We start from the raw sequence: 26,178 nt of genomic DNA, 5'->3' as shown, positions 1-26,178 counted from the left end.
TTAGGATCCGATTTCCTTGCGTGACAGTCGCAGCGAATACCGCAACCCGTGATCCGACATTTCCAGCTTGGGAGAGTGACCGACAAGCGGCGCTCCATCCACTCCGATTATCATGGAACCGAAGCCATGCCGGACCACACTTGAGGTCCGCCGCCGCCCCGATTCCACCCACTCGAACACGACCTCACTGCCTGTGTCTTCAGGTGCGAACGTCCAGCTTACGTCGATCCGGCCTTTTGGATCGCCAAGCGCTCCATATTTCATGGAATTGGTGGCAAGCTCGTGAACGATCATTGCAAAACTCTCGGCGGCGCCTCCCGACATCGCCACGGAAGGACCGCTGACCGATATGGCGCGCGTTCCCATATATGGTTGCAACTCTTGAGCAACGAGGTCGTTTAGCACCCCCGATACGCTGCCGTTGCGTGAAAGAAGCAGATGGGTTGCCTCGAGCGCGCGTATCCGGTCGATCAGCGTTTCCTTGTATTTGGCGACGTTGTTTCCGGGAACATCGACCATTTTCACGAGCGCCGTGATCACCGCGAAAACGTTGCCGAATCTGTGGCGTTGTTCGAGCATAATGCGCTCCCGCTTCTTTGCCGCGGCGCGCAGCAGCATGGTTTGCCGTCTCTCGCTCAGGTCGGCAGCCACTCCAAGCCGCTGTCCACCGTCATCATGTCTTTCCTCCCTTCCGCGCAGGGCAACCCAGCGGATATGTCCGTCCGGTCGGCGGACGCGTATCTCAACATCGTAATTCGTGACCGATGATGCGGACTTTCTCGATGCCGCCAGCTTTGGCCAGTCCGCCGGATGAACGACAGCTGATAGTTCCTCCAAACGGCGGCTATTGGCCTGGGCCAGGCCGAGAATGTCCCAGAACGTGTCCGAGCCTGTGACTGTCCCGTCTTTAAGGTCGATCCGCCACGTAGCCAAGCGTCCAGCAGACAGAGCGAGGTCTAGCCATTCCTTCTGAGCCCGAAGCGCTTCGTGAACAGCTCGTCGTTCCGAAATATCGTCGACCACCACGAAGATGCTCTCCGAGAGAACCCCCTCGGGCACGGACGAAGAAAGGGTTATCCGAGCCCAGAATGCCGTCCCGTCCTTTCTTGACAGACGCACCTCCGAAACGAACGAAGCAGTGTCATTACCCAGCCCCGCCAACAATTGCGCCAAGGTGTCCCGGTCGTTCGGATGGGCGAGCGTATCGAGCTGCAATTGGGCAAGCTCCTCCTCCTTGTACCCAGTCATCTCACAAAGGCGTCTGTTGGACTGCAGCAACTCACCTTTCTCGTTGGTGTTCGCGAATCCCATGGCAGCACGTTCGAAGGCCCAACGATAGCGGCTTTCGGTCGCTTCGACGGCAGCGAGCCTGGCCTCCGCGACTTCCAGCAACTCACGCAAGTCCTGCCGCAGGCGATGGAACGTCATGGCAATCACCCCACCCGAAACCAGAAGCAGGATTGCGCGTGCCCAATCTCCATTTGAAATCTGATCGTGTCCTCGGGCCCATAGGCCAACGGTCACCATCAGAATGGTCGCCGCGAGCGCAGGCACGCGATCTTCGAGATAGGCGATAATAATAATAGCCGGAACAAATTCCAGAAAACTGGCGCCTTGCCCAATATAGCCTGACGATTTTATTTCAAATATCAGTGTGGCAGCTAATACCGATGCAGAGGCAATATGAGTTAGCAATCTGCCCGACGGGTTCGAATTCGACCTGAGCGACTGCGAGTTCATGGACACAGACTACAACCTTCTGACTAGCCCGTCGAGACTAGAACAAAAAACGTACAGCTTAGTACCACTGCCGGATTGCCATACCGCTATCATAGCGCGCATTTTATCGGATGCAGCGGGGGCTAGGAGCTGCCTTAGAACTGTCAGATCCTATTGGGTTTTCAAGGTGGTGATGAACATATTATCCGTCAGCGCGTAGAAGACTAGAATCCAGCTACACATAAAAGACTATCTGAATCCCGAATACTTATTTCGGGCGTGTGAAACTTTGGGTTAGGGGTAGAAAATGAATCTGATCGATAGACATGTTGATGCTTCTTCGGGCAGTCGGTACATTGTCACGAGGAGCCAGTATGATTTTAAGGCGCGGAATACGCGGCCCTCTTCTGGTCACTTTCCCGATCGAGCATCAGATCCACCGGACGCAAGGCTCGGGGAACCAAAAGGCCGCAGTCTGGAATCCATAACCGGCGTGCTTGATCGCATCGGCTGTGGCTATCTCGTGCTGAATCGCGAAAGAAAAGTAGTCGAGTGGAACGCAGCCGCCCAAACCACGCTTGAGCGCCAAGGCGAAGCGGCTGACACGGCGAACGGACTTACGGCCGCCCTAAGGCGGTTGATCGCGAATGTTCCGGGCCAATTCCTGCCGGGCTCGTTGTCCTGGGTGGTGATCCGCAGCAGGGGCGACCGGCCGGTGATACTGAACGAGAACGGAGTTATCGCTCCCGATGGGACGAGCATCGTTGCGTTGCTGGACCGGGACAACAGGTCGGGGCCAAATCCTCGAACTCTGCAAAGAATGTTTGGCTTGACGAGCGCGGAAACGCACCTCGCCTTGCGCTTGGCTCAGGGCGACGCGCCTTTGGAGATCGCTCGCAGTTGGCGTCTCAGCCGCACCACGATCCGCTCCCAGCTTGCCTCGCTGTTCGCCAAGACCGAAACGAAGCGCCAGGCGGAACTGGTGGCCCTTCTTGGGCGCATTTCGGTCCTGCCATAAGGGCCGCGCAGTTGTTGGGTCTAGTTGGCGGCATCCACATGCGACGGGGCTCGGTCGACCGGTGCTGGAGGCCGTTTCAACCTAGCTTGGCAGGTCACGTTGCGCAGCGCGCCGGCGCCTGCTCACCTGTGCCGACGCCGACGCCCCGGCACATAACATCCCGGCACAATTGGCCGGGATCTCGGAATAGGCAATTCGACACTGTCGAATGACGTCGAAGGGGCAAAAAATTGGATCATGATTTAAACGGTGGGTCCGTTCTTTCTGCGGAAAATATGGAAACCGCCCGATCCCGGTCAGACCGCGCCGTGAAGGAACTCGCCCCGATAGGACCGATCGTCGTCACCGGTGCTGCAGGCTTCATTGGTTTTCACGTCGCCTTGCGGCTTTTGCGTCTGGGTGTCGAAGTCATCGGCGTCGACAATTTCACCCCCTACTACGATCCACGACTCAAGGAAGCGCGGTTTGCACGTCTCTGTGCCGAGCCGGGCTTCACTCCGATGCGAATTGATCTAGCGGATGCCGCCCGCGTTCAGTTGCTGTTTTCAGAATTTCGACCTTCACACTTTGTGCATCTCGCGGCCCAGGCCGGCGTGCGTCATTCACTTGTTGACCCGCATGCCTATTTGCAATCGAACATAGTGGCGTTTCTCAACGTCCTTGAGGGCTGCCGGCACTTCGGCGTCAGTCATCTCGTCTACGCTTCGTCGAGCTCCGTCTACGGCTCAAATCGAACCATACCGTTTTCCGAGCATCACGGCGCTGACCATCCTGTCAGTCTGTACGCCGCAACCAAGCGTTCAAACGAATTCATGGCGCATTCATACAGTCACTTGTTCGGCTTGCCCGTGACCGGACTGCGCTTCTTCACCGTTTATGGCCCCTGGGGCAGGCCCGACATGGCAGTCTACATGTTCACGCGTGCGATTATCGAGGGGAAACCAATCGAAGTAGCCAATGCCGGCAGCGTGTGGCGAGACTTCACCTATATCGACGACGTCGCTGAGGGGGTGGTTCGAGCACTCGCTGCACCGCCGCGACCCGATCCGGGTTGGGATTTTCTTACCGCAGATCCCGCGACAAGTTCTGCGCCGTATCGCGTCTATAATGTTGGCAACGACCGGCCGGAGGAGATTAACCGGCTGATTTCGCTCATCGAGACCGCCCTTAGCTGCCGGGCGATTCGCGTGGAAGTGCCTTTGCCACCCGGCGACGTTCTGGAGACTCGCGCCGACGTGAGCGATCTTCGCAACGCTGTCGGCTTCGCCCCGGCGACAACGCTCGAGGACGGAGTGCAACGCTTTGTCGAATGGTACCGGGACTTTCATGGAACGAATATCGCAGCCAGCACACAGCAACAAACGTTGATGCATGTAGAGGCCACCGTGTAATCCGCGCCTTGTCGGAGCGACGAATCCACGCGTCGGCCATCCTGGTCGCGGCTGCCGGTCTGGTCAAAAGATCCAGCTGGTACCGCATAACGTGACGACGACATTCCCGAGCATCGATGCCCGCGCGATCCCCGCAGAAATCAGTTCATCGCGGGCAAGTCCAACGAGCGGTCTCAATTTCAGAGCTGCAGTTATACCCGGCACGGAGCACAAAGAATTCGCCGCATCGCCGCTCTGCCGAACGATGTCATTCAGATGGATGATGGTGACGTTCAGGCCCCATCGTAAGCTCCGGTCAACCGCATTTTGCCTCCTCGGAATCGCGAGCTCATGTCCCAAAGCTACTTTCTGAGATCCAGGACGGTTCCTACGGTCGAGAAAATAATCACCCGTGTTCCTCCAAGCCCGATCGGCAGTATTCTGCGCGCGGCAGGAGGCGTTTCGGCCATGGCGATTGCCGGCCAGTTGATCCTCGTCGCCGCTATTCCCGTTTTGGCCCGGCTATATTCCCCGGCAGATTTCGGGATCTTCACGATTTATCTTTCGATCGTAAACATCCTCGGCGCGATCGCAGCACTGCGTTTCGAGGCCTCTCTTTATGGTGTCAAGGACAATGCGCGGGCGTATGTGACTGTTAAGCTCATTCTCCTGGCTGTCTCGGTGACGAGTGTCCTCGCCTTTGCGGCAGGACTGCTGTGGGCGAGCATCGCTCCGGCGCGCGTCGGCCACCTCGCCTGGCTTGTTCCGCTTGGGATGGGGGGCGCAGGTCTCGTCGAAGCTATGAACTGCTGGAGCCTGCGCGCAGGCCTTCTACGCGACTTCGCCCTCGGCCGCCTGGTCTTGCCGGCGACCATGGCCCTGCTGCAATTAATGTTTGGGCTCGCCCATTTCGGAGGCGAGTCGATGGTGCATGCTCATATCCTGAGCCAATTCGTCTTTATCGGACTCCTCGGCTCCCGGATTCTGAGCCGGGAAGACATACGCGGCGTCGCACGGGCGCCGTGGCGTACCGTCGTTGCCGTCGCCAGGCGAGAATACAAGTTTCCGTTGTTCGACATTCCCTCAGCTCTCGCGAGTTTCGCCATCATCAATCTTCCCGCGATACTTGTTGGTTCGCTGTTTGGCGCCGCTTTTGCGGGTTACCTGGGAGTGGCAGCGCGGCTGGTGACTGCACCGGTCACGCTGATCGCCACCCCGCTCAGCAATGTTTTTGTCTCCGAGGCGAACAAAAACAGCGATCGCCGACATCTGCTCGGCACCGCGCGCGGCCTCTTGATGCTTTCAGCCGGCCTCACTGCATTGCCAATACTGGCGCTTGGCCTGGCCGCGCCATATCTTGTCGTCCCCCTTCTGGGCCCGCCCTGGGTTCCTGCCGCAGACATTATGACCGCGCTGGCGTTCATGGGTGCTGCACAGGCGTTGGCGACGCCGCTTCAAGATGTCCCAGCTCTCCTGCGCCGGCAGGAGCTACGGCTTCTCGTCGACGGCGCGCGGACGGCGCTGGTGTTTGGTCCACTTCTTGCCGGTGCTGAGGCAGGTTGGGAACCACTCAACGTCATTTATCTGATGGCGGCCGGCGGCGCCGTCGGGTTTGCACTGAAAACGGCGGCATCTCTGTATATTTTGAGCCACGACGTCGAACCAGCAGGAGCTGCCATACCAAAGCATAGTCATAATCTCGAGGGAAAAGCACCATGAAGCCATCGCAGCTTGATCAGCTCCAAACGACCGATGTGGTTGACCAACATCACTACGCTGATGCTTCGCGACTGCGCCCTTTCATTTCAGTTGCCATTCCAACCTTTCGCCGTCCGGACACGATCCGCCGGGCGATGGATAGCATCCTGAGTCAGGATTTTTCCAGTTGGGAGCTGGTCGTCAGCGACGACGAGGGCCGAGAGGGACCGACCTGGGCAATTGTTGCCGAGTATGCACGGAGCGAGCCTCGCATCCGAATTGTCGAGAACTGCCGGGGCCGGGGTCAGGTGGAGAACACCAACAATGCCATGCTCGCTTGCGTCGGAAAATGGATCAAGCTGCTCCATGACGATGACTGGCTCGCCCCAGGTGCACTCAAGACCTTTGCCGAGGTTTCCACCAATCATCCCTCAGTGGCATTCATGACCTGTGCAGCGAATATAATTGAGGACGATCGGATGAAATTCCGATTGCCACCGCAAGGGCGAGAACGGATTTCCCTCTACTCGAGCCAGCAATGCCTGACGGACCTCTATCTCGTCCGCACGACGCGGAGCCTTGGGATCATCCCATCGACGCTGTTGATCAACCGCGACGTCATTCACGCGGGTTGCCTCATGCGCGCGCACAATTCAATTCCAGCCGGAGTCGACCAACTGTTCTTTGTCGATCTGGCCTGCCACGGAGACATGGTCGCGATAAAAGATGGCTTGATCTTCTACGACGCGACGAACCACCCGAGCATCACTACAACCAAGAGTTTCGATGAGGTCGATCAGGTAACGCTTGCCGTCAAAGAGCTTAACTGGAACCTCATCGAGGATCGTAAACATCTTCCCTGCCCTGAGACTCTGTTACGGGCGCTACGGGTTGCTCGTCTTCCCAGCCGATTCCACCAGCAACCCTGGCGAGCGACGATCCGAGATGCAATGCAAATTCTTCGTCCATCAGTTATGAAAATTGCGAGCCAGCACATTCTTACTTATGTGTTCGCGATCCGCCCGAGACTGGGTCGATTGCGTAGCCTGAGACGATTTAGCTTCTGAGCGTGGCGGCATCGTGGAGCGCGACGGCGGGCCGGCTGGTGCGCATCGTATACCGTCGAAGGCGGCTTTCCTTCGGTCTGGCCTTTAGGGGTAAGCGAGATGACCATTTGTCCGGCATGTGGCAGTGTACCAACCGCGAAATTGTTCGAAGTGACAGCAGATGAGGCCTCTCGACATTTCATCAATCCGCGTCAGGACCCCGATCGCTCTCGAAAATTAACAAGCCACCTGTCGGATCTCTGGGGCAGCAACACATGCGATATCCGCAAATGCGCAGATTGCGGATTCGGTTTTGCAGATCCCTTCGTCGCCGGCGGCGTTGAATTCTATAACTTAGCCTGGGCGTACCCTTCTTATCCGACCATGAAATGGGAATATGCAAGGACTATCGAAGAGCTCGCGGGCCTGAAGACTGGCGGAAAAACTGCCCTCGAAGTGGGGTCTGGGTTCGGGTATTTTCTCGATCGCATCAAGAATAAATTCTTCCATGTTTCCGACATCTCTGCGGTCGACTACAACGAAACGGCGCGATCTGTACTGGCGTCGAAAGGCTTCAAGACCTATTCAGGCGATTTTCGGACGGACAGCTTCGATTCTATGAAAGAGGCCTTCGACTTTATTTTCATGTTTCAAGTCTTCGAGCATATGGACCAAGTGGACGACGTTTTTGCTCGATTGAAATATCTTCTGAAGGCGCAAGGATCTGTCTTTATCGCCGTGCCAAATGAAAACAGAACTTACTACATGGAGTCCCATGGCTCGCTCATAGACATGCCACCAAACCACATCGGTCGGTGGACGAAAGAAGCCTTCGATGCCATATGTCAGCGGCACGGCTTGCAATTGAGCAAGTGCGAGCGGGAGCCGTTCAATCTCGCCAAATTCCTGAAACAAGACATCGTCCACAGCTTTTTCCGAAAGGGAGAGAAACCAGGTAGCGTGAGTGAGTTCGTGCGCGCCCTGCCGCGAAGCAAAGCGCAACGGATTGCGCAAGGTTTGACTGCCCTTGCGATTTCACCATCGCGGTTGCCGGCATGGGCATACGCGGTCAGGAACGCATCGACGATGGGCGGGAGCGCACTCTGGGCAAAGATCGACAAAGTCTCGTCACCTGCGCTACGGATTCATCGCCAAGCCAAGCAGCAATGAGCCGGTTCGCCATACCGCTTGCCGCGTGAAGGGTGAGTTCGACACCACTAGGCTGCGGGGGTGGATGCCAAGCAGACGAAGGACGGCGTCAGGCGCGTCGCCTCAGGTGTGGATTCCGGAATTCATGAATGCCCGTCCGGCGGCTCCTGGCCAGTAGGTTCCGTTGTGACACTTCGGACCCACGCTCCGGATGGACCTCTCCGCGACAACCCCAGCTACTGGCGGATGGCCCGCGCCCAGCAGCCGATCGGCGCAGCGCCTTGCGCGGTGATTTTCAACCAAGCGGGAAGCCCAACAACAAAAAGCCGCGCTCGTCATGTCCTCTCCAGCAAGAGATCAGCGCTGTCCCCGAACCGGTAACCAGCGTGCTTCCTGAGATTAACCTTCGTGAGAACGCTTGCGACGGGGACCGAAGCTGGTGCATCGCCCGCAAGCAGGTCTAGAACGCCTCGCGCGATGCTGCGTCCCGTTTTCGCCCAGCGAACGGCGAAAAGAACCACGTCACCCCAGCCTGTCAGGAGCCTGGCCTCTGGTCCCTCAAGCCCCAGCGGTCCATTTATGATGACGACCCGATAGATCGAGTGCAGTTCATCTTTGAAAGGGGAGCCGTCGACACTGGACAGCAAGGGCAGCAGATCCTCCGACGGTGCGAGCGCCATGAAGTCGATCCCGATTGCCGACATTCCTGCTATCGCATCGTGCAGTGCACAACGGTCACTCACATAGTCTCCGAAAAAATTGTGCGGCTTACGTGCGCTGAATTCCTTCACAAACTCGCCCGTAAGGCGGTGGTCCGTGCGGTCCAGATCAATGAAGAGTACTCGCCCTCCAAGTCTGGTGGCCGCCAAGGCCATGCTCCATGCGAGCTCGGTCTTGCCATCATCCTCACCGCAGGATGTTATCAAGATTATGTTCGAGCAATCCCTCGCCTGTTGGGGCGCCGCGGCGACAAGCAGGGACGTCACGGCGCGGCTGTATCTGCACCCCTGCTGGCCTGAAACCAGCTGCTGCAGTCGCTTCGCGTGCGTTGTGGGAGCCTGGGGTATTAGCCCGAGGCACGGAACCCTGAGCGCTGCTTCAGCTTCGGCCTCTCCGCGCAAAGTGCGATCGAAGCGTTGGCGGACAAGTATGAAAATCCCCCCAATCAGGCCAAACACGACCATGCCGGGCGGAATAAGAAAAATTGGCGAAAGAGTCGTTGGATTGGTAGGGGGCCACGCCGCTGAGAGAAGCCTGACTCCGGGGGATGGACTTGCAATACGCCGCATCAAGTCCTGTTGCCGGGTCAAAAGGTCGTTGTAGCGCTGCGTCAGGATGCTGACCTGCGGCTCGAGAGCGCGCAATCCGGAAAGCCGGCCGGCTGTATCGGCCACAACCGCATCCAGGACATCCTTACGCTTTTGCAGCGCCGCGATCTGGGAGCGATAGATGTTCGCCTCAGCAGCGACATGGGCGATTTCTTGTTCGATCTCACGATCGATCGCATTTGTGACATCCTCATCTGCCGTGCCGTTGGCCTGGCGTGCCAAGAGATCGGCCAGCAAGGGTGATCCGATGGCTTCGGCTACCGAGGCAACCGGCGCGCCCCCCTTTCGCAAGTCCTGAATGTGTTGGAGTCGGGATTCGGTTGCGGAGAGGTCCGCTTTCGACAAGGAAATTTGCTGGGTGAGTTCGGCTGTCTCCTTGGCAGCGTTGTCCGCCGCACCTTGATCGACCGCGCCATGGCTCAACCGATATCTCTCCAGACGATCAGTCGCTTCTGCCAGACTGCTTTGTATAGTCGGCAGCCCGGAGACTATCGATTCGAGTTCCAGCCTGTCCGACGCTTGGCTTTTCCTTGCCAGATCGCCAATATACACTTGGACGAACGTGTTGGCGATCAGAGCGGCTCGCGCCGGATCATGATCGGTGAAGCCGACGCTGATAACTCTCGATCGCAGCTCCTGGCCGATTCTTATACCTTCACGCAGCACCTTGAGTTCAGCCGCATCAGGCTCCGCCGGCGTGCTTCGCGGCCAAATTTTGGCCAGCAAATCGGCTGGAACCGAGCGCAAATTCAGCGGCTCGACGCCAACAGGCTTCGGAGGAGGGTTTCCGGTTCGAGCATCAGCCTGTTTAGCACCATTGTCCGTTTTGCGCAGCGCTGCCACTACGCTTCGCAGGTGGCTTTGCGATGAGAGCATGGTGATATGGTCGTCAATGCTGGAATCCAGCTGATCCTGAGCAGAGACCAAGCCGCCGGCAGGGGCCGCTCTACTAGGTGCGTCGACGATTATCTGTGTGGTGGCCTCGTATAGGGCAGGCCGTACAAGACCCCCAAGCGCGGCCAAGACACCGCCTGCGACGACCATGGCCAGGAGGAACCACTTTTTTCTTGAGAGGGTAATGAGGAGCTGATGGAGCGGGGTTTGCGTGTCCATCTGCTCACGCAACGGCCGTTTCATGCGCGGAGTGATTTCGCGCGCAGGCAAGTGCATTTCGGTAACGTGCGGAAGGTGGATGCGGCTAACTATGGACCCTTCCATCTTAATCTCCTGTAAGTTCGGGCACGCGAGAACCCGTTGCTGGCGGCGATGGCCGCCGCCTTGCCTCGTTGTGCCAGGCCTGGAACATCAAAGCCGGCCACAATTCGCGAGAATGGTCGTGCCTGCCATCGACGTGATCGCGCCAGCACGCATCCACCTTAACAAGGTCGAAAATTCCGTCTCCGGAGACGCGCATATCGGCGACAAGATCGTTTGCCCAACTGAGCAGCGGGCCTCTCAGCCAGACTGCTATAGGAACATCGAAACCTTGCTTTGGCCGCTCGATCAGTCGCTGCGGAACGTACCGGCGCAACAACTGACGAAGGATCCACTTACCTTTGCCATTACGAACCTTCGTATTCGTCGGCAGGCGCCAGGCGAATTCGACAACCCGATGATCGAGTAGCGGGCACCGCCCCTCGAGGCTGTTGGCCATGCTGGCGCGGTCCAGCTTCACCAATATATCGCCGGGCAGGTAGCCGGCCATATCGTCATACAAAAGACGGGACAGCAGCCCATCAAGCCGGTGCTCGACGTGGATTGATGAGGGGGGCTGGTGGAGGCTGAGGTTCTCGGTCGACGATCTCGTCAGTCGCCGAAACAACTCGTCCTCATCGGCTGCAGCGAGCAGCTGAGCGAGGCGATCCAGCCGGTCGCCCCGCAGCGCATGCCGTGCACCCTCCGAAAGCGGCAGCTTGCCGACGAGATCGTGACGGGCTGCACGGGCCAGTAACCCAGTGCCTGCCGCGAGCGCCCGACGCAGTGCTGACGGCAGAGTATGCTGTCGTCGCAGGCGGGCCGCCATGAAGTGGCGGGCGTAGCCGGCGAAGCATTCATCGCCACCGTCACCCGACAGAGCCACCGTAACGTGCCGGCGGGCGAGCCGCGCCACCAGCAGAGTTGGTATCTGCGATTCGTCAGCGAAGGGCTCGTCCCAGATCTGCGGCAATTCTGGAATGACTTCGCGCGCTACGGCAGCCGAAAGGTGGAGTTCGGTATGGTCGGTGCCCAGATGCCGCGCGACTTCCGCAGCGTGGGGAGCCTCATCGAACCCGCCCTCTCCGAAAGCGATCGTGAACGTGCGCACCGGCTTTTCCGATTGAGCCTGCATCAGGGCTACAACCGTCGAGCTGTCTATTCCGCCCGACAGGAAGGCCCCGAGCGGAACGTCAGCGATCATGCGCTCCCGAACGGCAAGTCGAAGCAGGCCATCCAGTTCATTGGTAAGTTCTTCGTCACTGCCGACGACCTGCTCCGCCCGCCCTTTGGTGGCGGTTTCGGCCAGCGACCACCAGTATCGAATACGATGCGCTAGCGAGGCGGCACTTCGCGACGCGGCGAAGTCAGCGGCTGTCACCGACAGGACCGAACCCGGCGGCAATTTGAATACGCCTCGCCAGATGCAGCTGTCATCCGGTACCCATCCCTTCGAAAGCATCGCCGCGGCCGCATTGATATCGAGCTCCTGACAAAAACCTGGAAAACGGGTGATCGCCTTCAACTCAGAGGCAAAAACAAGCGCATCACGTGTTGAGGCGACATAAAGCGGCTTTTTGCCCATTCGGTCGCGGGCGAGATGGAGCGTCCTCGTCTTCAGATCCCATAGTCCTAGCGCGAACATGCCGGCGAAGCGTGTGAGTGCTTTTTCGAGGCCCCAACTCTCGATGGCGCCAAGCATGACTTCGGTATCGCTGGTGCCCCTGAAATGACGACCTGTACTTTCCAGCTCGCGGCGCAGATCGCGGAAATTGTATATTTCGCCGTTGAACGTGACGACGTATCTGCCGCTTTCGGAATGCATCGGCTGACGGCCCGCCTCCGACAGATCAACAATGGCCAAACGCCTGTGACCGAAGGCAAGCCCCGCTTCGCTATGTATCCAGAATGCCTCGCCATCCGGTCCGCGGTGACGAAGCGCGGCCGTCATTTGCTCTATTGCCTTGAGCGGCTTCGTGTCGGCTGAATCGGGGGCAAGAAGAATTCCGGCAATACCACACATGCCATTAACCCGGATTGTTAGAGATTGCAGAAACTGCTTTCGGAGTACCGGCGACAAGGCAGATGGTCAGCGCAAACCACACGATCGGGTGACGGATGATTAGGTGCGGCATGCCGAAGATGACGATTGACACCACGAGCGCTAACAGCGCGTCGAGCTTCGCACGCCACACCGACATGATGGCGGCGCCGACGATCCAGACCAGCGCCAGAACCGCAATAAGACCACCTTGAGTGTACAGGTCGAGGATCGTGTTGTGAGCCTCGAAGGGTCGCTCCAGAAATTGCGATTCGAACACTGATGGGCGCTCGAGATGCGGACCTGGACCAAGGCCCAGCGACCCGGATTCCGCGCCCTTCTCCAACGCTTCGTCCCAGAGATGCACGCGGAGTGCGGCGGTTTCGGCAGTGGCCTCGCCGCCCTTGTCCTTGGTCAGGCCCTTGGCGAAGTTTTCGAGGACGCTCGCCTCCGTCACGGCGTAGGGGGTTATCGCGATCGCCAACGGAAGGATACCGACAAGCAACAGGAGGACGGCTTGCCGTGAAAAGCTGACGCTGTTGCCACCGGTCTTGAGCCATGTGCTGATCCGCAGCCCGAGGAACGTCAGGCAGGTCAGGATGCTGGTATACAAATAGGTATCGCTCTTTGTTAGCCTCCCGACATAGAAGGTTAGGAACAAGCTGGCGATCCCAAGAAACCTGCCCCATCGATTGCTGGTGGTGGTCGCAAGATGCAAGGCTAGCGGGCCGAAGATTGCGCAGTAGAGCGCGAGCTGGTTTGGATTATGCGACCAGCCGCGAAAGCGGTCCCAGTACCAGGGATCGACGTCAGCTCGGGGGATCCAGCCCCAGCCCTGTCCCAGCTGAATGGCAAGGGCCATATTCGCGATACCCACGACCCACCAACCAGTACGACGGAGATGGCGATCAGCCTCGGGTTCTGCAGCGGCAAGGCACGTGACGCTGACCAACAGCAGGTAGGCCATCGTATCGTGCATCAGACCCGTCAGATATAGAACTGTGGTCAGATAGCCGACAACGGTGCCGACCGCCAGAGCAAGCGCCATGATCGTCCAGTAGCTTGCAAGGAGTGTCAGCGCCGGCCTGGTCTCCAGGCGACCGCCGGCAAGCACACGCCCAATCGACAGCATGATCCAAAGCACGAGGAGCAGCTCGCCAATCCCCAAGGGCGACCCAGGAATGTCGAGTTGCACCGCATAGGTCATTGCGAGGCCACTGGCCAGGATCGCGTCCCGGATCATCGGCGCACATCCAATCTACTGCTGACAGCATCCTCTCCAATTAAGATCGGATACGCCGGTCGGGCGAGGCCACCGTGGGATTTGACGCTAAGGATATTTTCGTACAGATCGCAATACTGCGCGACCACCCGCGGCAGCGCGAACTGCTCACGGACGAGTTCGACAGAACGACCGCCCATGATTTTTCCGTGACTGCGATCGGACAGGATGTCGAGTATTCGAGATGCAAGGCCATCGGCGTCGTAAGGTTGGACTAGGTAGCCGTTCCATCCATCCTCGACCACCTCATTGCAGCCGGGCATCTTTGAGGCGACGATGGGCAATCCTGCCAGCCCTGCCTCTAGCAGGACGCGCGGGATTCCTTCTCGATATTGTGTGGGGAAGGCGAACACGTCGGCCATGCCAAGAAGGGCTGGAACATCGCGTCGTGGGCCTAGCGCGATGACATGAGGAGCGTGTCGATCGATTTCCGACTTGTCGACTGCAAATGGACCTTCGGACTCCCAAGGGCCGACAAGCACGAAACGCGCATTAGGCCTTTTAGAAAGGACGCGAGGGACTGCTTGGAGCAGCGTCGGGATGCCCTTCTGGCGGGTCAGCCGGCCCACAAAAATTACGATCTCTGCTGACTGGAGCCCGAGCTCCTGGCGCATTTTCGTCGCCGGCGGAGCAAGATGCCTCGCCATAGCGAACGCATCGACGTCGATGCCAGAACTGCGGATCACTCTTCCGCTGCCAGGTTCAATCAATCGAAAGCGCTTGAAGAAAGCCTCATCGTCCCGATTCTGAAATACCGTCGCTGCCGTCCAGAAGGAGGCAAGCCATTGCAGTCCGCAAAAGATTGGACGTAAGGCCAGAGCCCGCGGTTCCAGCGACGAGAATGTCCAGCCCAGGCCGTTGATCGTGCGCACGACCGGGACCGTTCCGCGCACCGAAAGGGGTGTCAGCAGGTTAGGCTTGGTATCGAAACTTTGGACGATGTCAGGCCGGAGTTGCGCAACCAATTTCCGAATCGCTCTTACAGCGGTCCACTCGCCACTGCCGCTGGCAAATCGGTCGAAACCGTAGCGGCGATGCGGAATGCCATGCCGCAAAAACGCAGCCTCATCGCCGGTTGAAACTGCCGTGACCCGGAAGCCGCTTTCACGCAGCGACATTAGGAACGGAATTCTCAGGGCGTGATCTTCGCCTCCCACACAAACGAGATGCGGATTCATCCCGAAGCTCCCGTCCGTGCGCCGTGTTCCGGTCGCGTGAAGTAATTGCCTTTCGCATCTGCTTTCATGGTTTTGCTTCGTTACTTCTGTGCGCGTGAAAGGATACGGTAGGGGGAGGCTTGCATACTGTCCTCGTCTGTTTGAATGAGGTAAACCGCATGGGGATCGCGGCCTTACGCGTATCGCGAACCACCTCGACGGCATCTAGTGGTGCATAGGAACGCGTACGCGGATGAATTGCGCCTCGAACTCCAGGGAGTTCGGCCAAGCCGGACTTGCAACTGATAAGGCAACCGAAGAAAGCGCTTCCGACAGTCGTGCGTTGTACGCTGCTCTACGCTGGGCGCGTCGGATTCCTAAGCTCCCGGTCCGGGTTTGCGCCTCAGCTTGTCCCGCTTGTGCTACCAGGCATGATAGTCGACCCCCTCAGCCACAACTCCTGGCGCAACCTGCCTCCTTGCGACCAGCGGATAAGCCGATTCGACCGTTCCGATGTCGGCAACCTGATCTGCCGACCGATATCACGCGACGAACGCGCAGACGCCTACGAATTATCCACAACTAATTGGTTGCGGGAGTGAGACTGTGGAGGGGTGCGGCTCTTAGGTTAACGTCTGTCTGATCTCTCAATGCTAGGATGAACAGTTAAATAGAACCTTAATTCACAAGTATATTTCAGCAATACGCAAGCTATATTTTAGACCATGAGACTACATGGCTTCCAATTAAATCAGATAATCCGGATGGAACTACGGCCTTAACGGGATAGTATTCTTGTTCTTTATTTAACACGTCTATTGGGATTCCTCCTTCCGTGCAGCATTCCTATTGGCGATCAACCATTCTATCAGAGCCTGCAGGTATGTGATTTGGCGCTAATATACATCCTCTAGTAGGCAAGCCTTGGGGCGCTATCGAATGAGACAAAGGAATATTGGATGGCAACTCTGCACTACGCATCGGGCGGATCCGCCACCGAAATTGCAACCGCCGGCTTCAATCTGGCTGACGTTCAGTATGTTTCGCTGGTCAACGCATTGCCGGATGGCATGAAAGGCCTGGTCTATCTCAATGAGCATGAGGGCGTAACCGCATCCTTCATCGAGAAAATGACCCCCTTCCTCGGCAATCCGAATGTGTTTGGGTTCTATCTTGTTGACGAGCCCGATCCCACGGGCAGGTGGGGCACCTACGCAACCGCTGAGAACCTGAAGGCGGAATCCGACTGGATCCATGAGCATTTTCCGGGCGCCAAGACCTTCATCACCATGATGAACATGGGATCCCCGACCAATCCGGATTTTACCAACACCTACAATCCGGCCAACACGCATATCGACTATTTTGGAATAGACCCCTATCCGGTGCGCACGGGAACGGACACGGTCGACTACGACATGATCGACCGAGCCGTGGCTGCAGCGGTGAAGTCGGGCATCCCGATCAGCAACATCATTCCGGTCTATCAGGCTTTTGGCGGCGGCAATTGGGAGACTTCCGACGGCGGCAGACAGGTCATGCCCACCCCCGAACAGATGCAAATCATGATGGATCATTGGGCCAAGCTGGTTCCGTCACCCGCCTTCGACTATACCTACAAGTGGGGAACGCAGAACGGCGACACCGCGCTTGAAAGCTCGCCGGAACTGCAAGCCTTTTTCCGGGAACACAACCTGATCGATACTGGGACTGCCCCTTCTCCCGCCGACACAAGCGACACCTTGTATGGCACCAGCGGCGACGACGTGTTCCACGGGGCCGGTGGTCATACGATGATCGGCTATGGCGGCAATGACACCTATTATGTCGAGGATGTCCGCGACAAGGAGATTGAGGCGGCGGGAGGCGGTACAGACAAAGCACTTGCCTCCGTAAATCATGCCCTTGCGGCCGGCTCCGAGATCGAGCTTCTCGCCACCAGCAATCCGTCCGGCACGACGGCAATCAATCTCACAGGCAACGGCTTTGCCCAGACCATTCAGGGCAATGCCGGCGCCAATGTCATTAACGGCCTCGGCGGCGCCGACACGATGATCGGCTATGGTGGCAATGACACCTACTATGTCGACAATGCCGGTGACAAAGTGGTGGAAGCGGTGGGAGGTGGCGCTGACAGGGTGTTCACTTCGGTGAGCCATGCTCTTGCGGCCGGCTCCGAGATTGAACTTCTCACCGCCATGTACCCGTCCGGCACGACGGCAATGAACCTCAACGGCAACGAGTTCGCCCAGACCATCCAGGGCAACGCCGGCGCCAACATCATCAACGGCCTAGGCGGCGCCGATACGATGATCGGCTATGGCGGCAACGACACCTACTATGTCGACAATGCCGGTGACAAAGTGGTGGAAGCGGTGGGAGGTGGCGCCGACAGGGTGTTCACTTCGGTAAATCATGTTCTTTCGACCGGCTCCGAGATCGAGCTTCTCGCCACCACCAATCCGTCCGGCACGACGGCAATCAACCTCAACGGCAACGAGTTCGCCCAGACCATCCAGGGCAATGCTGGCGCCAACATCATCAACGGCCGAGGCGGCGCCGACACGATGATCGGCTATGGCGGCAACGACAACTACTATGTCGACAATGCCGGTGACAAAGTGGTGGAAGCGGTGGGAGGTGGCGCCGACAGGGTGCTCGCCTCGGTGAGCCACGCCCTTTTGGCCGGCTCGCAAATCGAGCTCCTCGCCACTACCAATCCGTCCGGTACGTCTGCAATCAACCTGACCGGCAACGGGTTCGCTCAGACCATCCAAGGCAATGCCGGCGCGAACATCATCAACGGCGGCGGCGGTGCCGACATCTTGACCGGTAACGGAGGCAATGATGCTTTCGTGTTCAACAGCGCTCTTGGAGCCGGCAATATCGACAAGGTCACCGACTTCGACAAGCTCCAGGACAAGATCCAGCTCGACGACGCCGTTTTTGCCGGGCTTAAGCTGGGTGGCCTTTCATCCGATGCTTTCTTTGCTGGCACGGCCGCGCATGATAGCTCCGACCATATCATCTACAACAGCTCAACGGGAGCGCTCTCTTTCGACAGCGACGGGATCGGCGGCGCAGCTCAAATACAGTTCGCCACTCTCTCTCCAGGTCTGTCGCTTACGGCAGGTTCGTTCCTTGTGATCTGAACGACCCGGAACGGCGGACCTTCGAGCCGGTCCGCCGCTCCGTCTTTGTTCAAGCACCGGTTTTTTCCAAAGCAGGGTGCCCATTTCGGGCTGATGCTCACCTTTCGTCACCCAGCGGGTTCGGTAGCAAGGCATCATTGAAGGATGGCTTGAATCCGCCCGCCAACCGAGTTTACTCGGCGCGGTTCGCGACCCCGCTTCCGTGTCTTGAAAGAGCTAGGGCATCTGAGTGAAATAGAAGCTAATCGCACGTTGCATGATGACGAGGCAAAACGGCTTCGCAATTGATCCGGTATGCACTTTCTCGTCTCTTTATTCTTATTCGGCAAACGAACGGTCAGATCCCACCTGAACTTGGCATCGAGTACCAGACCCCCTAGGCCGCTATCAGATCCGTTGCGCAATAGCGGCCATAGCTTCACGAACGGCCCCTCGTCGCAGATCAGGGATAGATAAATCGGAATGCCAATTACTTGAGCGCGAGGGCAGGAACCAGGCAACGACGAACCCGGTTAGTCATTTGGCAGTTATCCGTCGCTAATAAACGTCCGCCGAACAGTTTTGACGTCCTTAAGTCTTCCTCATGGGCGAGTGCGGCAGGCGCTCCAGCTGGGAACCGTCCTACTCTCACCTTTTGTGCGGTTTCCTACATTGATTTGATCTCGATCACGGAGATCTGCCGACCGATATCAGATGATGAGCGCGTAGATGCCTACGAATTGTCCACAACTAATTGGTTGCGGCAGTGAGACTGTTGAGCGGCCCGGCGTCAGAGGTTAACGTCATTTTGATTTTCTGCGCGAAAGTTGATGTCTAAAGCAAACAAATCAATAGATGTATAGCCATTATAAAAACATCGAAAAACTTCAAGAACTACAACGCCTTCAAAATAAAGTCTCAATTCTGGCGTCATTCTGACATCAGAAGACAATAAGCGTCTTGTCCGAAGTCGCTGCTGTCAAAATAAGTCAACAATCCGTGCAGCATTCCTACAAACGGTCAATGATTCTATCAACGGGTGTCTGTATGTGATTTGGCGCTAATATACGCCGTCTGTAGGTAGACGCTGGGCGCTATCGAAATCAGAAAAAGGAATATTGGATGGCAACTCTGCATTATACGTCGGGTGGATCCGCCACCGAAATTGCAACCGCCGGCTTCAATCTGGCTGACGTTCAGTACGCTTCGCAGGTCGACGCGTTGCCGGAGGGCATGAAGGGTCTGGTGTACCTCAATGAGCACGAGGGCGTAACTTCATCCTTCATCGAGAAAATGACCCCCTTCCTCGGCAATCCGAATGTGTTCGGATTCTACCTTGTTGACGAGCCCGATCCCACGGGCAGGTGGGGCACCTACGCAACCGCCGAGAACCTGAAGGCGGAATCCGACTGGATCCATGAGCATTTTCCAGGCGCCAAGACCTTCGTCACCATGATGAACATGGGATCCCCCACCAATCCGGATTTTACCAACACCTACAATCCCGCCAACACGCATATCGACTATTTCGGAATAGACCCGTATCCGGTACGCACGGGAACGGACACGGTCGACTACGACATGATCGATCGAGCCGTGGCTGCAGCGGTGAAGTCGGGCATCCCGATTAACAACATCGTTCCGGTCTTCCAGGCCTTTGGCGGCGGCAATTGGGAGACTTCCGACGGCGGAAGACAGGTCATGCCCACCGCCGAACAGATGCAAACCATGATGGATCATTGGGCCAAGCTGGTTCCGTCACCCGCCTTCGACTATACCTACAAATGGGGAACGCAAAACGGCGATACCGCGCTTGAAAGCTCCTCGGAACTGCAAGCCTTTTTCCGGGAACACAACACCACTACCGCTGCGGCTTCAGACACCACCAGCAGCGACAGCAGTGCTGCTGCGCCCGCTTCCGACGCCGCCACCAGCGATAGCAGCTCGACTGTGACTGCGCCTTCTCACGTCACTACCGGCGACAGCACCTCGACTGCCACCGCCGCTTCCGGCGCTACCACCAGCGATAGCAGCTCGACTGCCACCGCCCCTTCCCACGCCACCACCGGCGACAGCACCTCGACTGCCACCGCCCCTTCCGGCGCCACAACCAGCGATGGCAGCTCGACTGCCACCGCCCCTTCCGGCGCCACAACCAGCGATGGCAGCTCGACTGCCACCGCCCCTTCCGGCGCCACAACCAGCGATGGCAGCTCGACCGCGACGGCGCCTTCGCACCTCATCGCAAGCGATGGCAGTTCGACTGCGACCGCCGCCGCCGGCGCCACCACCAGCGATGGCAGCTCGGCCGCGACGGCGCCTTCGCACCTCATCGCAAGCGATGGCAGTTCGACTGCGACCGCCGCCGCCGGCGCCACCACCAGCGATGGCAGCTCGGCCGCGACTACGCCTTCGCACCTCATCGCCAGCGATTCGACTGCGACCGCCGCCTCCGGCGCGACCACGAGCGATGGCAGCTCGGCCGCGACTACGCCTTCGCACCTCATCGCCAGCGATTCGACTGCGACCGCCGCTTCCGGCGCCACCACCAGCGATGGCAGCTCGGCCGCGGCCACGCCTTCGCACCTCATCGCCAGCGATTCGACTGCGACCGCCGCTTCCGGCGCCACCACCAGCGATGGCAGCTCGACTGCGACCGCCGCTTCCCACTCCGACCGCGGCGGTTTTCACGCTTTGACCGATCTGTTCGGCAGCAACGACACCAGCCATGATACTGCCGGCGACAAGGCAAACGAAGGCAGCGGCGTTGACCGGGTATTGGCTGCGTTGAACCACTCGCTTTCGGCCGGCTCGGAGCTTGCCGCGACCAGCAGCCCGTCCGACACAACGGCAACCAGCCTGACCGGTCACGGGTCCGCCCAGATCCTCCAGGGCAACGAAAATGCCGGCGCCAGTGTCAGCAAGAGCGGCGCCGCCGAGTTTGTATCCGGTCACGGCGGCAACGATGCCTTCGACTTCAGCAAGCTTCAGGACAAAGTCCAACTCGACCACTCCGCTCTTGCCGAGCTCAGGTCGGGAGGGCTTTTATCCCACGCTTCCTCTACCGACACGACTGCGCACGATACGGCTGCCGATGATGGTTCCCATCATATCATCTTTGACAGTTCAACCGGGTCGCTCTCTCTCGACAGCGACGCGACGGCCGGCGCAGCACAAACGCACCTCGCCACCCATTTCCCGTGGCAGCATCAGTCTTTGTGATCTGAAAACCAGAGCGGCGGACCTTCAACTCGAGTCGTGTCCGCCGCTCGTCTTTGTTCAAGCACCCGACTTTCCAAAGCGGGTTGCCCATTTTCGGGCTGATGCTCGGCGCGGTTCACGACCCCGCTTCCGTGTCCTGAACGGTACATCACCAACCGTGGAATAGAAGCTCATCGCACACTGCGTGATGACCAAAACGGCTCCGTAAGCGAGCCGGCACGCACTTTCTCGTCTCTATTCAGCAACCGACGGGTCACCCCCGCCTGAACCTGGCATCGAGTACCAGATCCCTCGGCTAGGTCGCTATCAGATTGCCGAAGGGCCTGACGCTTCATGGATTGTGGAAGTCGCTTGGCGTCTATCTCGCTGAAGCGGAAGCGTCCACCAGGCCAGCATGGATGTCCTTGCCATGATGACATTGATCACGCCGAGCTTTATTCCCGTGAGGCGTTGCAGGTGCGTTTGGCCATGCAGGGCATGGACCGAGCCGTACGGCTGGTAAGGCACAAGCCGCTTCTTGGCGAACCGGCCTCTAAGCATTTGGCAGATAACGACAAGGGGGGCCCGGAGGGACGTCGTCTTCTCAACAAAAACAATCAGCGGGTGGTTCGCCCAGCCATATCCTTCGCATGTTTTCGTATTCGGTGGCGAACCCACTGGCGAGGACTGAGGCCCGCTCAATCGTAGCGAAGGCTCACAGGTGTGCGCCGCTTTGCCTGTCAAAGATATGGACCCGGCGCGGATCGATCCTCAATCTCACCTCTTCACCAGGCCGGACGGAAAGCCTGTCCTTGACAATGGCGTCAATAGCGTCCTCGCCAAACTTGGCGAAGATCTGTGTCTCGGAACCGGTCGGCTCGAGCACCGAAACCGTCGCCGGCAAGCCGTCCGGCGCGATGTCGATATGCTCGGGACGTATGCCGTAGATGACCGGCTGCCCGCCCTGCGCCCTGGCCCCCTCGGCTGGCAGCACGGATCCGGTGTCCGACACGAAGATCTGCCTGCCGTTCTTCGAATCGATCCTTCCCTTGATGAAGTTCATGGCCGGCGAGCCGATGAAGCCGGCGACGAAGACATTCCCCGGATTGTCGTAGAGAGCGAGGGGTGCGCCGATCTGTTCCACCTTGCCGTCCCTCATCACCACGATCTTGTCGGCCATGGTCATCGCCTCGATCTGATCATGGGTAACATAGACGATCGTTGTGCCCAGGCGTTGATGCAGTTCCTTGATCTCGACGCGCATCGCAACACGAAGTTTGGCGTCGAGATTCGACAGCGGCTCATCGAACAGGAAGACCTGCGGGTCGCGCACAATGGCGCGTCCCATGGCCACACGCTGGCGCTGTCCACCCGATAGCTGTTTCGGAAATCGGTCGAGCAACTTGCCTAGATCGAGAATTTCGGCCGCCTTCTTCACCTTGGCGTCGATCTCGGCCTTCGGCCTGCCCTTGATCTTGAGCGAGAAGCCCATGTTGTCGGCGACGTTCTTGTGCGGATAGAGCGCATAGTTCTGGAAGACCATCGCTATGTCGCGGTCTTTCGGCAGAACATCGTTCACCACCCGGCCACCTATGCTGATTTCACCGCCCGATATCGCTTCGAGACCGGCGATCATGCGCAACAGGGTGGATTTGCCACACCCCGATGGGCCGACGAGGATGACGAACTCGCCATCGGCGATGTCGACATTCACGCCGTGGATGACCTGGGCGTTTCCATAACGCTTGATGATGTTCTTGACGGTGACCTGAGCCAACTTGCATCCCTTCTATTGCGGTAGAGCAATCTGCATCTTCACTTCGCCCTTTGGGGCAGACGCGGCGATTTCAAACGCTCGAACGCTGTCTTCGAATTCCAACGTGCGCGTGATCAGCGGCTTCACATCGATCGCTCCGGAAGACAGCATGGCAACGCAGCGCGGAAAAACATGCGCATAGCGGAACACATGCTCGACGCGCGCCTCGCGCACCATCGCTTTGCCGACGTCGTAGTTGATGCCATGCATCTGCACGCCGACGAAAACCACCCGGCCGGCCGGACAGAGCGGATCGAAGACCCCTTCCGCCGCGCGAGGGCTGCCGGAGCATTCGAATACGATCTCGACGCCCCAGCCTTCGGTGGCGGCGAGAATTTCATTGGCGAGGTCTTGCCTGGCGACATTGATCGGCGTGATCGGGCCGAGCTTTGTTGCGAGCTCGAGCTTGGTGTCATCGACGTCCGATACGAAGACCCGGGCGCAGCCCGCCGCCAGCGCAGACAGTGCCGTGACCAGGCCGATCGGGCCAGCGCCCATGACCAGAGCGATGTCGCCCGGCTTCACTTGGGCCTTGGTGGCGGCATGGACGCCGACGGCCAGTGGCTCCACCATGGCCGCCTTCGCGAAGGAAACATTGTCCGGAAGCCTGAAGGTGAAGTTCTCCGGATGAACAACGGTCGGGCGCAGAACGCCGTGGATAGGCGGCGTCGCCCAGAAACGAACCGCTGGATCGACATTGTAGAGGCCCATGCGCGTCGCGCGACTGTTCGGGTCCGGAATGCCCGGCTCCATGCACACCCGGTCGCCGACCTTCAGCGATGTCACCTCGGCTCCTGTCTCCACGACCGTGCCCGACGCCTCATGGCCGAGGATCATCGGCGCCTTCACCTGGAAAACGCCGGCGCCGCCGTGCGTATAGTAGTGCACATCCGAGCCGCAGATGCCGACGGTATGCAATTTAATGCGCACGTCGCGGACGCCGAGCACCTCCTCGCGCTCGATCGGGAAATCCCGCAGCGATAGTTTCATCTTCTCTTCAAGCACCAATGACTTCATGAGCCTGCGTCCTGTCCTTTTTCTCCCGCGCTAACCACGCCAAACGATCAGCACACCCAACACGATCGCCAGAGCATGGCAGACGGACAATGGGATCGACTGTTCGAGAAACCTCATCCAGAACAGTTCGAGCGCAACGAACAGATAGATGCCTACAAAAACCCGGTCGAACCAGTTGGTCACGATCGGCAGGAAACCGGTGCGTTGCGGGCTTGCGACAATGGTATTGGCTTCGTCATCCACCTCATCGAGATCGACGGCGTGCTCCATCGTACTACTCCTTGACCGCGCCGAAGGTCAGACCGGCCACGATGTGCCGCTGGACAACCGAGAAGATCAACAGCGCCGGGACAAGCGTGATGATCGCAATGGACGCCATCGTGCCCCATTCGGTTCCGGTCGTGGTCACGTATTCTGACAGGCCGGTGGTGATGGTGCGCGCGTTGAAGCTGGTGAGCGTTGCGGCGAGCAGGAATTCGTTCCAGGCGAACACCCAGGTCAGGATCAGGGTGACGGCGAGGCCGGGCCGCGCAAGCGGAAAGATGACTTCGCGGATCACCTGCCACGTCGTGGCACCGTCGACGGTTGCGGCCTCGTCCAACTCCTTTGGAATACCGTCGATCGTCGGCCTGAGCGTCCAGATGGCGAAAGGCAGGTTGAACGTGCAGTAGAGCAGGATCATGCCCGTCCGTGTGTCGTAGAGCTTCCACTCTCCTATGACGAAGATCTGCGTGAAGAGCAGGAAGAAGGGCAGCAGGAATACAGCGGCTGGCGCCATGCGGTTGGTGATCGTCCAGAAAAAGATGTTCTCCTTTCCTGCGAGATCGAAGCGCGACAGCGCGTAGCAGGCCATGAACGCCAGAACCGTCACCAGCGTCGCGTTGCCGGTCGAGATCACGATGGAGTTGAACATATAGCGGCGCAGCGTATCGTCGCCCAGGACCTTGACATAGTTCTTCCAGTAAACCGTCTCGAGCAGAACGCTCGGCGTGGTGAACAGTTCGACGGCCGGCTTTACGGAGATGACGAACAGCCAGTAGATCGGGAACAGCGTCAGCAGGCTGAGAAAGATCCACAGCAGAATGGAATAAACAGGGCGGTTGGCGCGCATCAGGGTGTTCTCTTCTGGCCGCGGCGGGCGACAAGGGCGACATAAAGCAGCCAGCACATCACCAGAGTGAGGTACAGGACGATGATCGAAGTGGCCGAGCCGTATCCGTAATCGGTCTTGGGAAATACGATCTTCCAGATGTGCAGGCCAAGGTACCGGGTCGCGGCGCCAGGGCCGCCACCGGTCAGCATCCACACTTCGTCGACGGTGCGCAGTGCATCCATGAGACGAATGAAGACCGTCGCCAGGATCGCCGGGCGGATCATCGGCAACGTGACGTGCCAAAAGATCTGCCACCTGTTGGCTCCGTCGATCTGGGCCTGCTCGAACGGCTCCTTAGGAAGCGAAACGAGTGCCGCAAGCAGCGTCAGCGTCACCAGTGGCGTCCAGTGCCAAATATCCATGATGACAGTCAGTGCAAAGGCCATGTTCGCATCACGACCGATATTGAGGTCGTAGCCGAACCAGGATTTCAACAAATACGGGATGATGCCGATGCTGGGTGTTGTCATCAGGCGCCAGACCGATCCGACGACGATCGGCGCCACGATCAGAGGCAGGGTGTGGATCGTGCGGAAGAAAGCCCGGCCGGGAAACTCCCGCATGAACAACTGAGCCAGAAGGTAGCCAAGGACCACTTCACTCAATACGGCGAAGAAGGCGAACTTCAGCGTGAACGCGATGGAGGTCAGGAACTCGCTGTCGAAGACGAGGCGGCGGAAATTGTCGGCGCCATTGTAGACCATATAGGGATTTGCGCCGAACGGGTTCCATTGATGGAAAGCCACATAGAGCACGTACAAAAATGGGACGATGCCGAAGATCCCGAGGATCGCAATCGTCGGGGCGAGCATCAGCCATCCAACTCTGTTTGATCGCACGCCAGCCCTGTTTGATCGC

Annotated in this window: 17 protein-coding genes and 1 pseudogene; 8 read left to right on the top strand and 10 right to left on the bottom strand. The window is 58.5% G+C overall.

Annotation, left to right across the window (positions count from 1 at the left end):
- Complete coding sequence (locus NKJ94_RS10560; protein ID WP_352524788.1) at window positions 1-1,740, bottom strand: sensor histidine kinase; 1,740 nt, start codon at window positions 1,738-1,740, stop codon at window positions 1-3.
- 286 nt (window positions 1,741-2,026) lie between these two features.
- Between NKJ94_RS10560 and NKJ94_RS10555 the strand changes: the two genes are divergently transcribed.
- From NKJ94_RS10555 to NKJ94_RS10535, 5 genes are all read left to right on the top strand, one after another.
- Window positions 2,027-2,737 carry a helix-turn-helix transcriptional regulator gene (locus NKJ94_RS10555; protein ID WP_352524786.1) on the top strand — a complete coding sequence of 237 codons (711 nt, stop codon included), beginning with the start codon at window positions 2,027-2,029 and terminating at the stop codon, window positions 2,735-2,737.
- A gap of 275 nt (window positions 2,738-3,012) precedes the next feature.
- Window positions 3,013-4,128, top strand: a complete 1,116-nt coding sequence (locus tag NKJ94_RS10550; protein ID WP_352524961.1) for an NAD-dependent epimerase — start codon at window positions 3,013-3,015, stop codon at window positions 4,126-4,128.
- A gap of 447 nt (window positions 4,129-4,575) precedes the next feature.
- Complete coding sequence (locus NKJ94_RS10545; RefSeq protein WP_352524784.1) at window positions 4,576-5,826, top strand: lipopolysaccharide biosynthesis protein; 1,251 nt, start codon at window positions 4,576-4,578, stop codon at window positions 5,824-5,826.
- Window positions 5,823-6,872, top strand: coding sequence for a glycosyltransferase family 2 protein (locus NKJ94_RS10540; RefSeq protein WP_352524782.1), 1,050 nt, complete (start codon window positions 5,823-5,825; stop codon window positions 6,870-6,872). Before NKJ94_RS10545 ends, NKJ94_RS10540 begins: the two co-directional genes overlap by 4 nt.
- 99 nt (window positions 6,873-6,971) lie before the next feature.
- Window positions 6,972-8,021 (top strand): class I SAM-dependent methyltransferase, encoded by a 1,050-nt coding sequence (locus NKJ94_RS10535; protein WP_352524780.1) that lies wholly within the window; start codon window positions 6,972-6,974, stop codon window positions 8,019-8,021.
- 314 nt (window positions 8,022-8,335) lie between these two features.
- On the opposite strand, the gene NKJ94_RS10530 is transcribed toward NKJ94_RS10535, so the two are convergent.
- The 4 genes from NKJ94_RS10530 to NKJ94_RS10515 are packed head-to-tail and all read right to left on the bottom strand — an operon-like array spanning window position 8,336 to window position 15,023.
- A complete protein-coding gene (locus NKJ94_RS10530; protein WP_352524778.1) occupies window positions 8,336-10,546 on the bottom strand; it encodes a GumC family protein in 2,211 nt (736 codons plus the stop codon).
- A 1-nt stretch (window position 10,547) separates the two neighbouring features.
- On the bottom strand, window positions 10,548-12,545 hold the full coding sequence (gene asnB, locus NKJ94_RS10525; RefSeq protein ID WP_352524776.1) for an asparagine synthase (glutamine-hydrolyzing): 1,998 nt from the start codon (window positions 12,543-12,545) through the stop codon (window positions 10,548-10,550).
- Window positions 12,546-12,549: 4 nt separating this feature from the next.
- Window positions 12,550-13,806, bottom strand: a complete 1,257-nt coding sequence (locus NKJ94_RS10520; protein WP_352524774.1) for an O-antigen ligase family protein — start codon at window positions 13,804-13,806, stop codon at window positions 12,550-12,552.
- The gene (locus NKJ94_RS10515) at window positions 13,803-15,023 is read right to left on the bottom strand and encodes a glycosyltransferase (protein ID WP_352524772.1); all 1,221 of its coding nucleotides are present in this window, start codon (window positions 15,021-15,023) and stop codon (window positions 13,803-13,805) included. Before NKJ94_RS10515 ends, NKJ94_RS10520 begins: the two co-directional genes overlap by 4 nt.
- A 938-nt stretch (window positions 15,024-15,961) precedes the next feature.
- Between NKJ94_RS10515 and NKJ94_RS10510 the strand changes: the two genes are divergently transcribed.
- The 3 genes and pseudogenes from NKJ94_RS10510 to NKJ94_RS10500 all read left to right on the top strand — a co-directional run.
- A complete protein-coding gene (locus tag NKJ94_RS10510; protein WP_352524770.1) occupies window positions 15,962-18,154 on the top strand; it encodes an autotransporter outer membrane beta-barrel domain-containing protein in 2,193 nt (730 codons plus the stop codon).
- A 1,101-nt stretch (window positions 18,155-19,255) separates the two neighbouring features.
- The gene (locus NKJ94_RS10505) at window positions 19,256-21,355 is read left to right on the top strand and encodes a calcium-binding protein (protein WP_352524768.1); all 2,100 of its coding nucleotides are present in this window, start codon (window positions 19,256-19,258) and stop codon (window positions 21,353-21,355) included.
- A 308-nt stretch (window positions 21,356-21,663) separates the two neighbouring features.
- Window positions 21,664-21,862 (top strand): annotated as a pseudogene (locus NKJ94_RS10500) (tyrosine-type recombinase/integrase); the annotation flags it as partial.
- 187 nt (window positions 21,863-22,049) lie between these two features.
- Here the strand turns inward: NKJ94_RS10500 and NKJ94_RS10495 are convergent.
- The 5 genes from NKJ94_RS10495 to NKJ94_RS10475 are packed head-to-tail and all read right to left on the bottom strand — an operon-like array spanning window position 22,050 to window position 26,132.
- A complete protein-coding gene (locus NKJ94_RS10495) occupies window positions 22,050-23,111 on the bottom strand; it encodes an ABC transporter ATP-binding protein (RefSeq protein WP_352524766.1) in 1,062 nt (353 codons plus the stop codon).
- Window positions 23,112-23,123: 12 nt separating this feature from the next.
- On the bottom strand, window positions 23,124-24,167 hold the full coding sequence (locus tag NKJ94_RS10490) for an NAD(P)-dependent alcohol dehydrogenase (protein ID WP_352524764.1): 1,044 nt from the start codon (window positions 24,165-24,167) through the stop codon (window positions 23,124-23,126).
- A gap of 30 nt (window positions 24,168-24,197) precedes the next feature.
- Window positions 24,198-24,437 (bottom strand): DUF2160 family membrane protein, encoded by a 240-nt coding sequence (locus tag NKJ94_RS10485; RefSeq protein ID WP_352524762.1) that lies wholly within the window; start codon window positions 24,435-24,437, stop codon window positions 24,198-24,200.
- Window positions 24,438-24,441: 4 nt separating this feature from the next.
- Window positions 24,442-25,278 carry a carbohydrate ABC transporter permease gene (locus NKJ94_RS10480; protein WP_352524760.1) on the bottom strand — a complete coding sequence of 279 codons (837 nt, stop codon included), beginning with the start codon at window positions 25,276-25,278 and terminating at the stop codon, window positions 24,442-24,444.
- Complete coding sequence (locus tag NKJ94_RS10475; RefSeq protein WP_502896231.1) at window positions 25,278-26,132, bottom strand: carbohydrate ABC transporter permease; 855 nt, start codon at window positions 26,130-26,132, stop codon at window positions 25,278-25,280. Before NKJ94_RS10475 ends, NKJ94_RS10480 begins: the two co-directional genes overlap by 1 nt.
- Between the last annotated feature and the right edge of the window lie 46 nt (window positions 26,133-26,178).

Origin of the sequence: Mesorhizobium sp. M0060 (assembly GCF_040323155.1) — a bacterium.
Taxonomy (GTDB): domain Bacteria; phylum Pseudomonadota; class Alphaproteobacteria; order Rhizobiales; family Rhizobiaceae; genus Mesorhizobium.
The sequence above is the reverse complement of the archived record's forward strand: the minus strand, read 5'-3'. Positions and strand labels throughout refer to the sequence as shown.

What these genes read in the sequence shown, in the direction of transcription:
- NKJ94_RS10530 (WP_352524778.1), bottom strand. Translation starts at nt 10,546, where the DNA reads ATGGAAGGGTCCATAGTTAGCCGCATCCACCTTCCGCACGTTACCGAA.
- NKJ94_RS10550 (WP_352524961.1), top strand. Translation starts at nt 3,013, where the DNA reads ATGGAAACCGCCCGATCCCGGTCAGACCGCGCCGTGAAGGAACTCGCC.
- NKJ94_RS10545 (WP_352524784.1), top strand. Translation starts at nt 4,576, where the DNA reads ATGGCGATTGCCGGCCAGTTGATCCTCGTCGCCGCTATTCCCGTTTTG.
- NKJ94_RS10520 (WP_352524774.1), bottom strand. Translation starts at nt 13,806, where the DNA reads ATGATCCGGGACGCGATCCTGGCCAGTGGCCTCGCAATGACCTATGCG.
- NKJ94_RS10515 (WP_352524772.1), bottom strand. Translation starts at nt 15,023, where the DNA reads ATGAATCCGCATCTCGTTTGTGTGGGAGGCGAAGATCACGCCCTGAGA.
- NKJ94_RS10490 (WP_352524764.1), bottom strand. Translation starts at nt 24,167, where the DNA reads ATGAAGTCATTGGTGCTTGAAGAGAAGATGAAACTATCGCTGCGGGAT.
- NKJ94_RS10480 (WP_352524760.1), bottom strand. Translation starts at nt 25,278, where the DNA reads ATGCGCGCCAACCGCCCTGTTTATTCCATTCTGCTGTGGATCTTTCTC.
- NKJ94_RS10555 (WP_352524786.1), top strand. Translation starts at nt 2,027, where the DNA reads ATGAATCTGATCGATAGACATGTTGATGCTTCTTCGGGCAGTCGGTAC.
- NKJ94_RS10485 (WP_352524762.1), bottom strand. Translation starts at nt 24,437, where the DNA reads ATGGAGCACGCCGTCGATCTCGATGAGGTGGATGACGAAGCCAATACC.
- NKJ94_RS10535 (WP_352524780.1), top strand. Translation starts at nt 6,972, where the DNA reads ATGACCATTTGTCCGGCATGTGGCAGTGTACCAACCGCGAAATTGTTC.
- NKJ94_RS10505 (WP_352524768.1), top strand. Translation starts at nt 19,256, where the DNA reads ATGGCAACTCTGCATTATACGTCGGGTGGATCCGCCACCGAAATTGCA.
- NKJ94_RS10540 (WP_352524782.1), top strand. Translation starts at nt 5,823, where the DNA reads ATGAAGCCATCGCAGCTTGATCAGCTCCAAACGACCGATGTGGTTGAC.
- asnB (WP_352524776.1), bottom strand. Translation starts at nt 12,545, where the DNA reads ATGTGTGGTATTGCCGGAATTCTTCTTGCCCCCGATTCAGCCGACACG.
- NKJ94_RS10475 (WP_502896231.1), bottom strand. Translation starts at nt 26,132, where the DNA reads ATGCTCGCCCCGACGATTGCGATCCTCGGGATCTTCGGCATCGTCCCA.
- NKJ94_RS10560 (WP_352524788.1), bottom strand. Translation starts at nt 1,740, where the DNA reads ATGAACTCGCAGTCGCTCAGGTCGAATTCGAACCCGTCGGGCAGATTG.
- NKJ94_RS10510 (WP_352524770.1), top strand. Translation starts at nt 15,962, where the DNA reads ATGGCAACTCTGCACTACGCATCGGGCGGATCCGCCACCGAAATTGCA.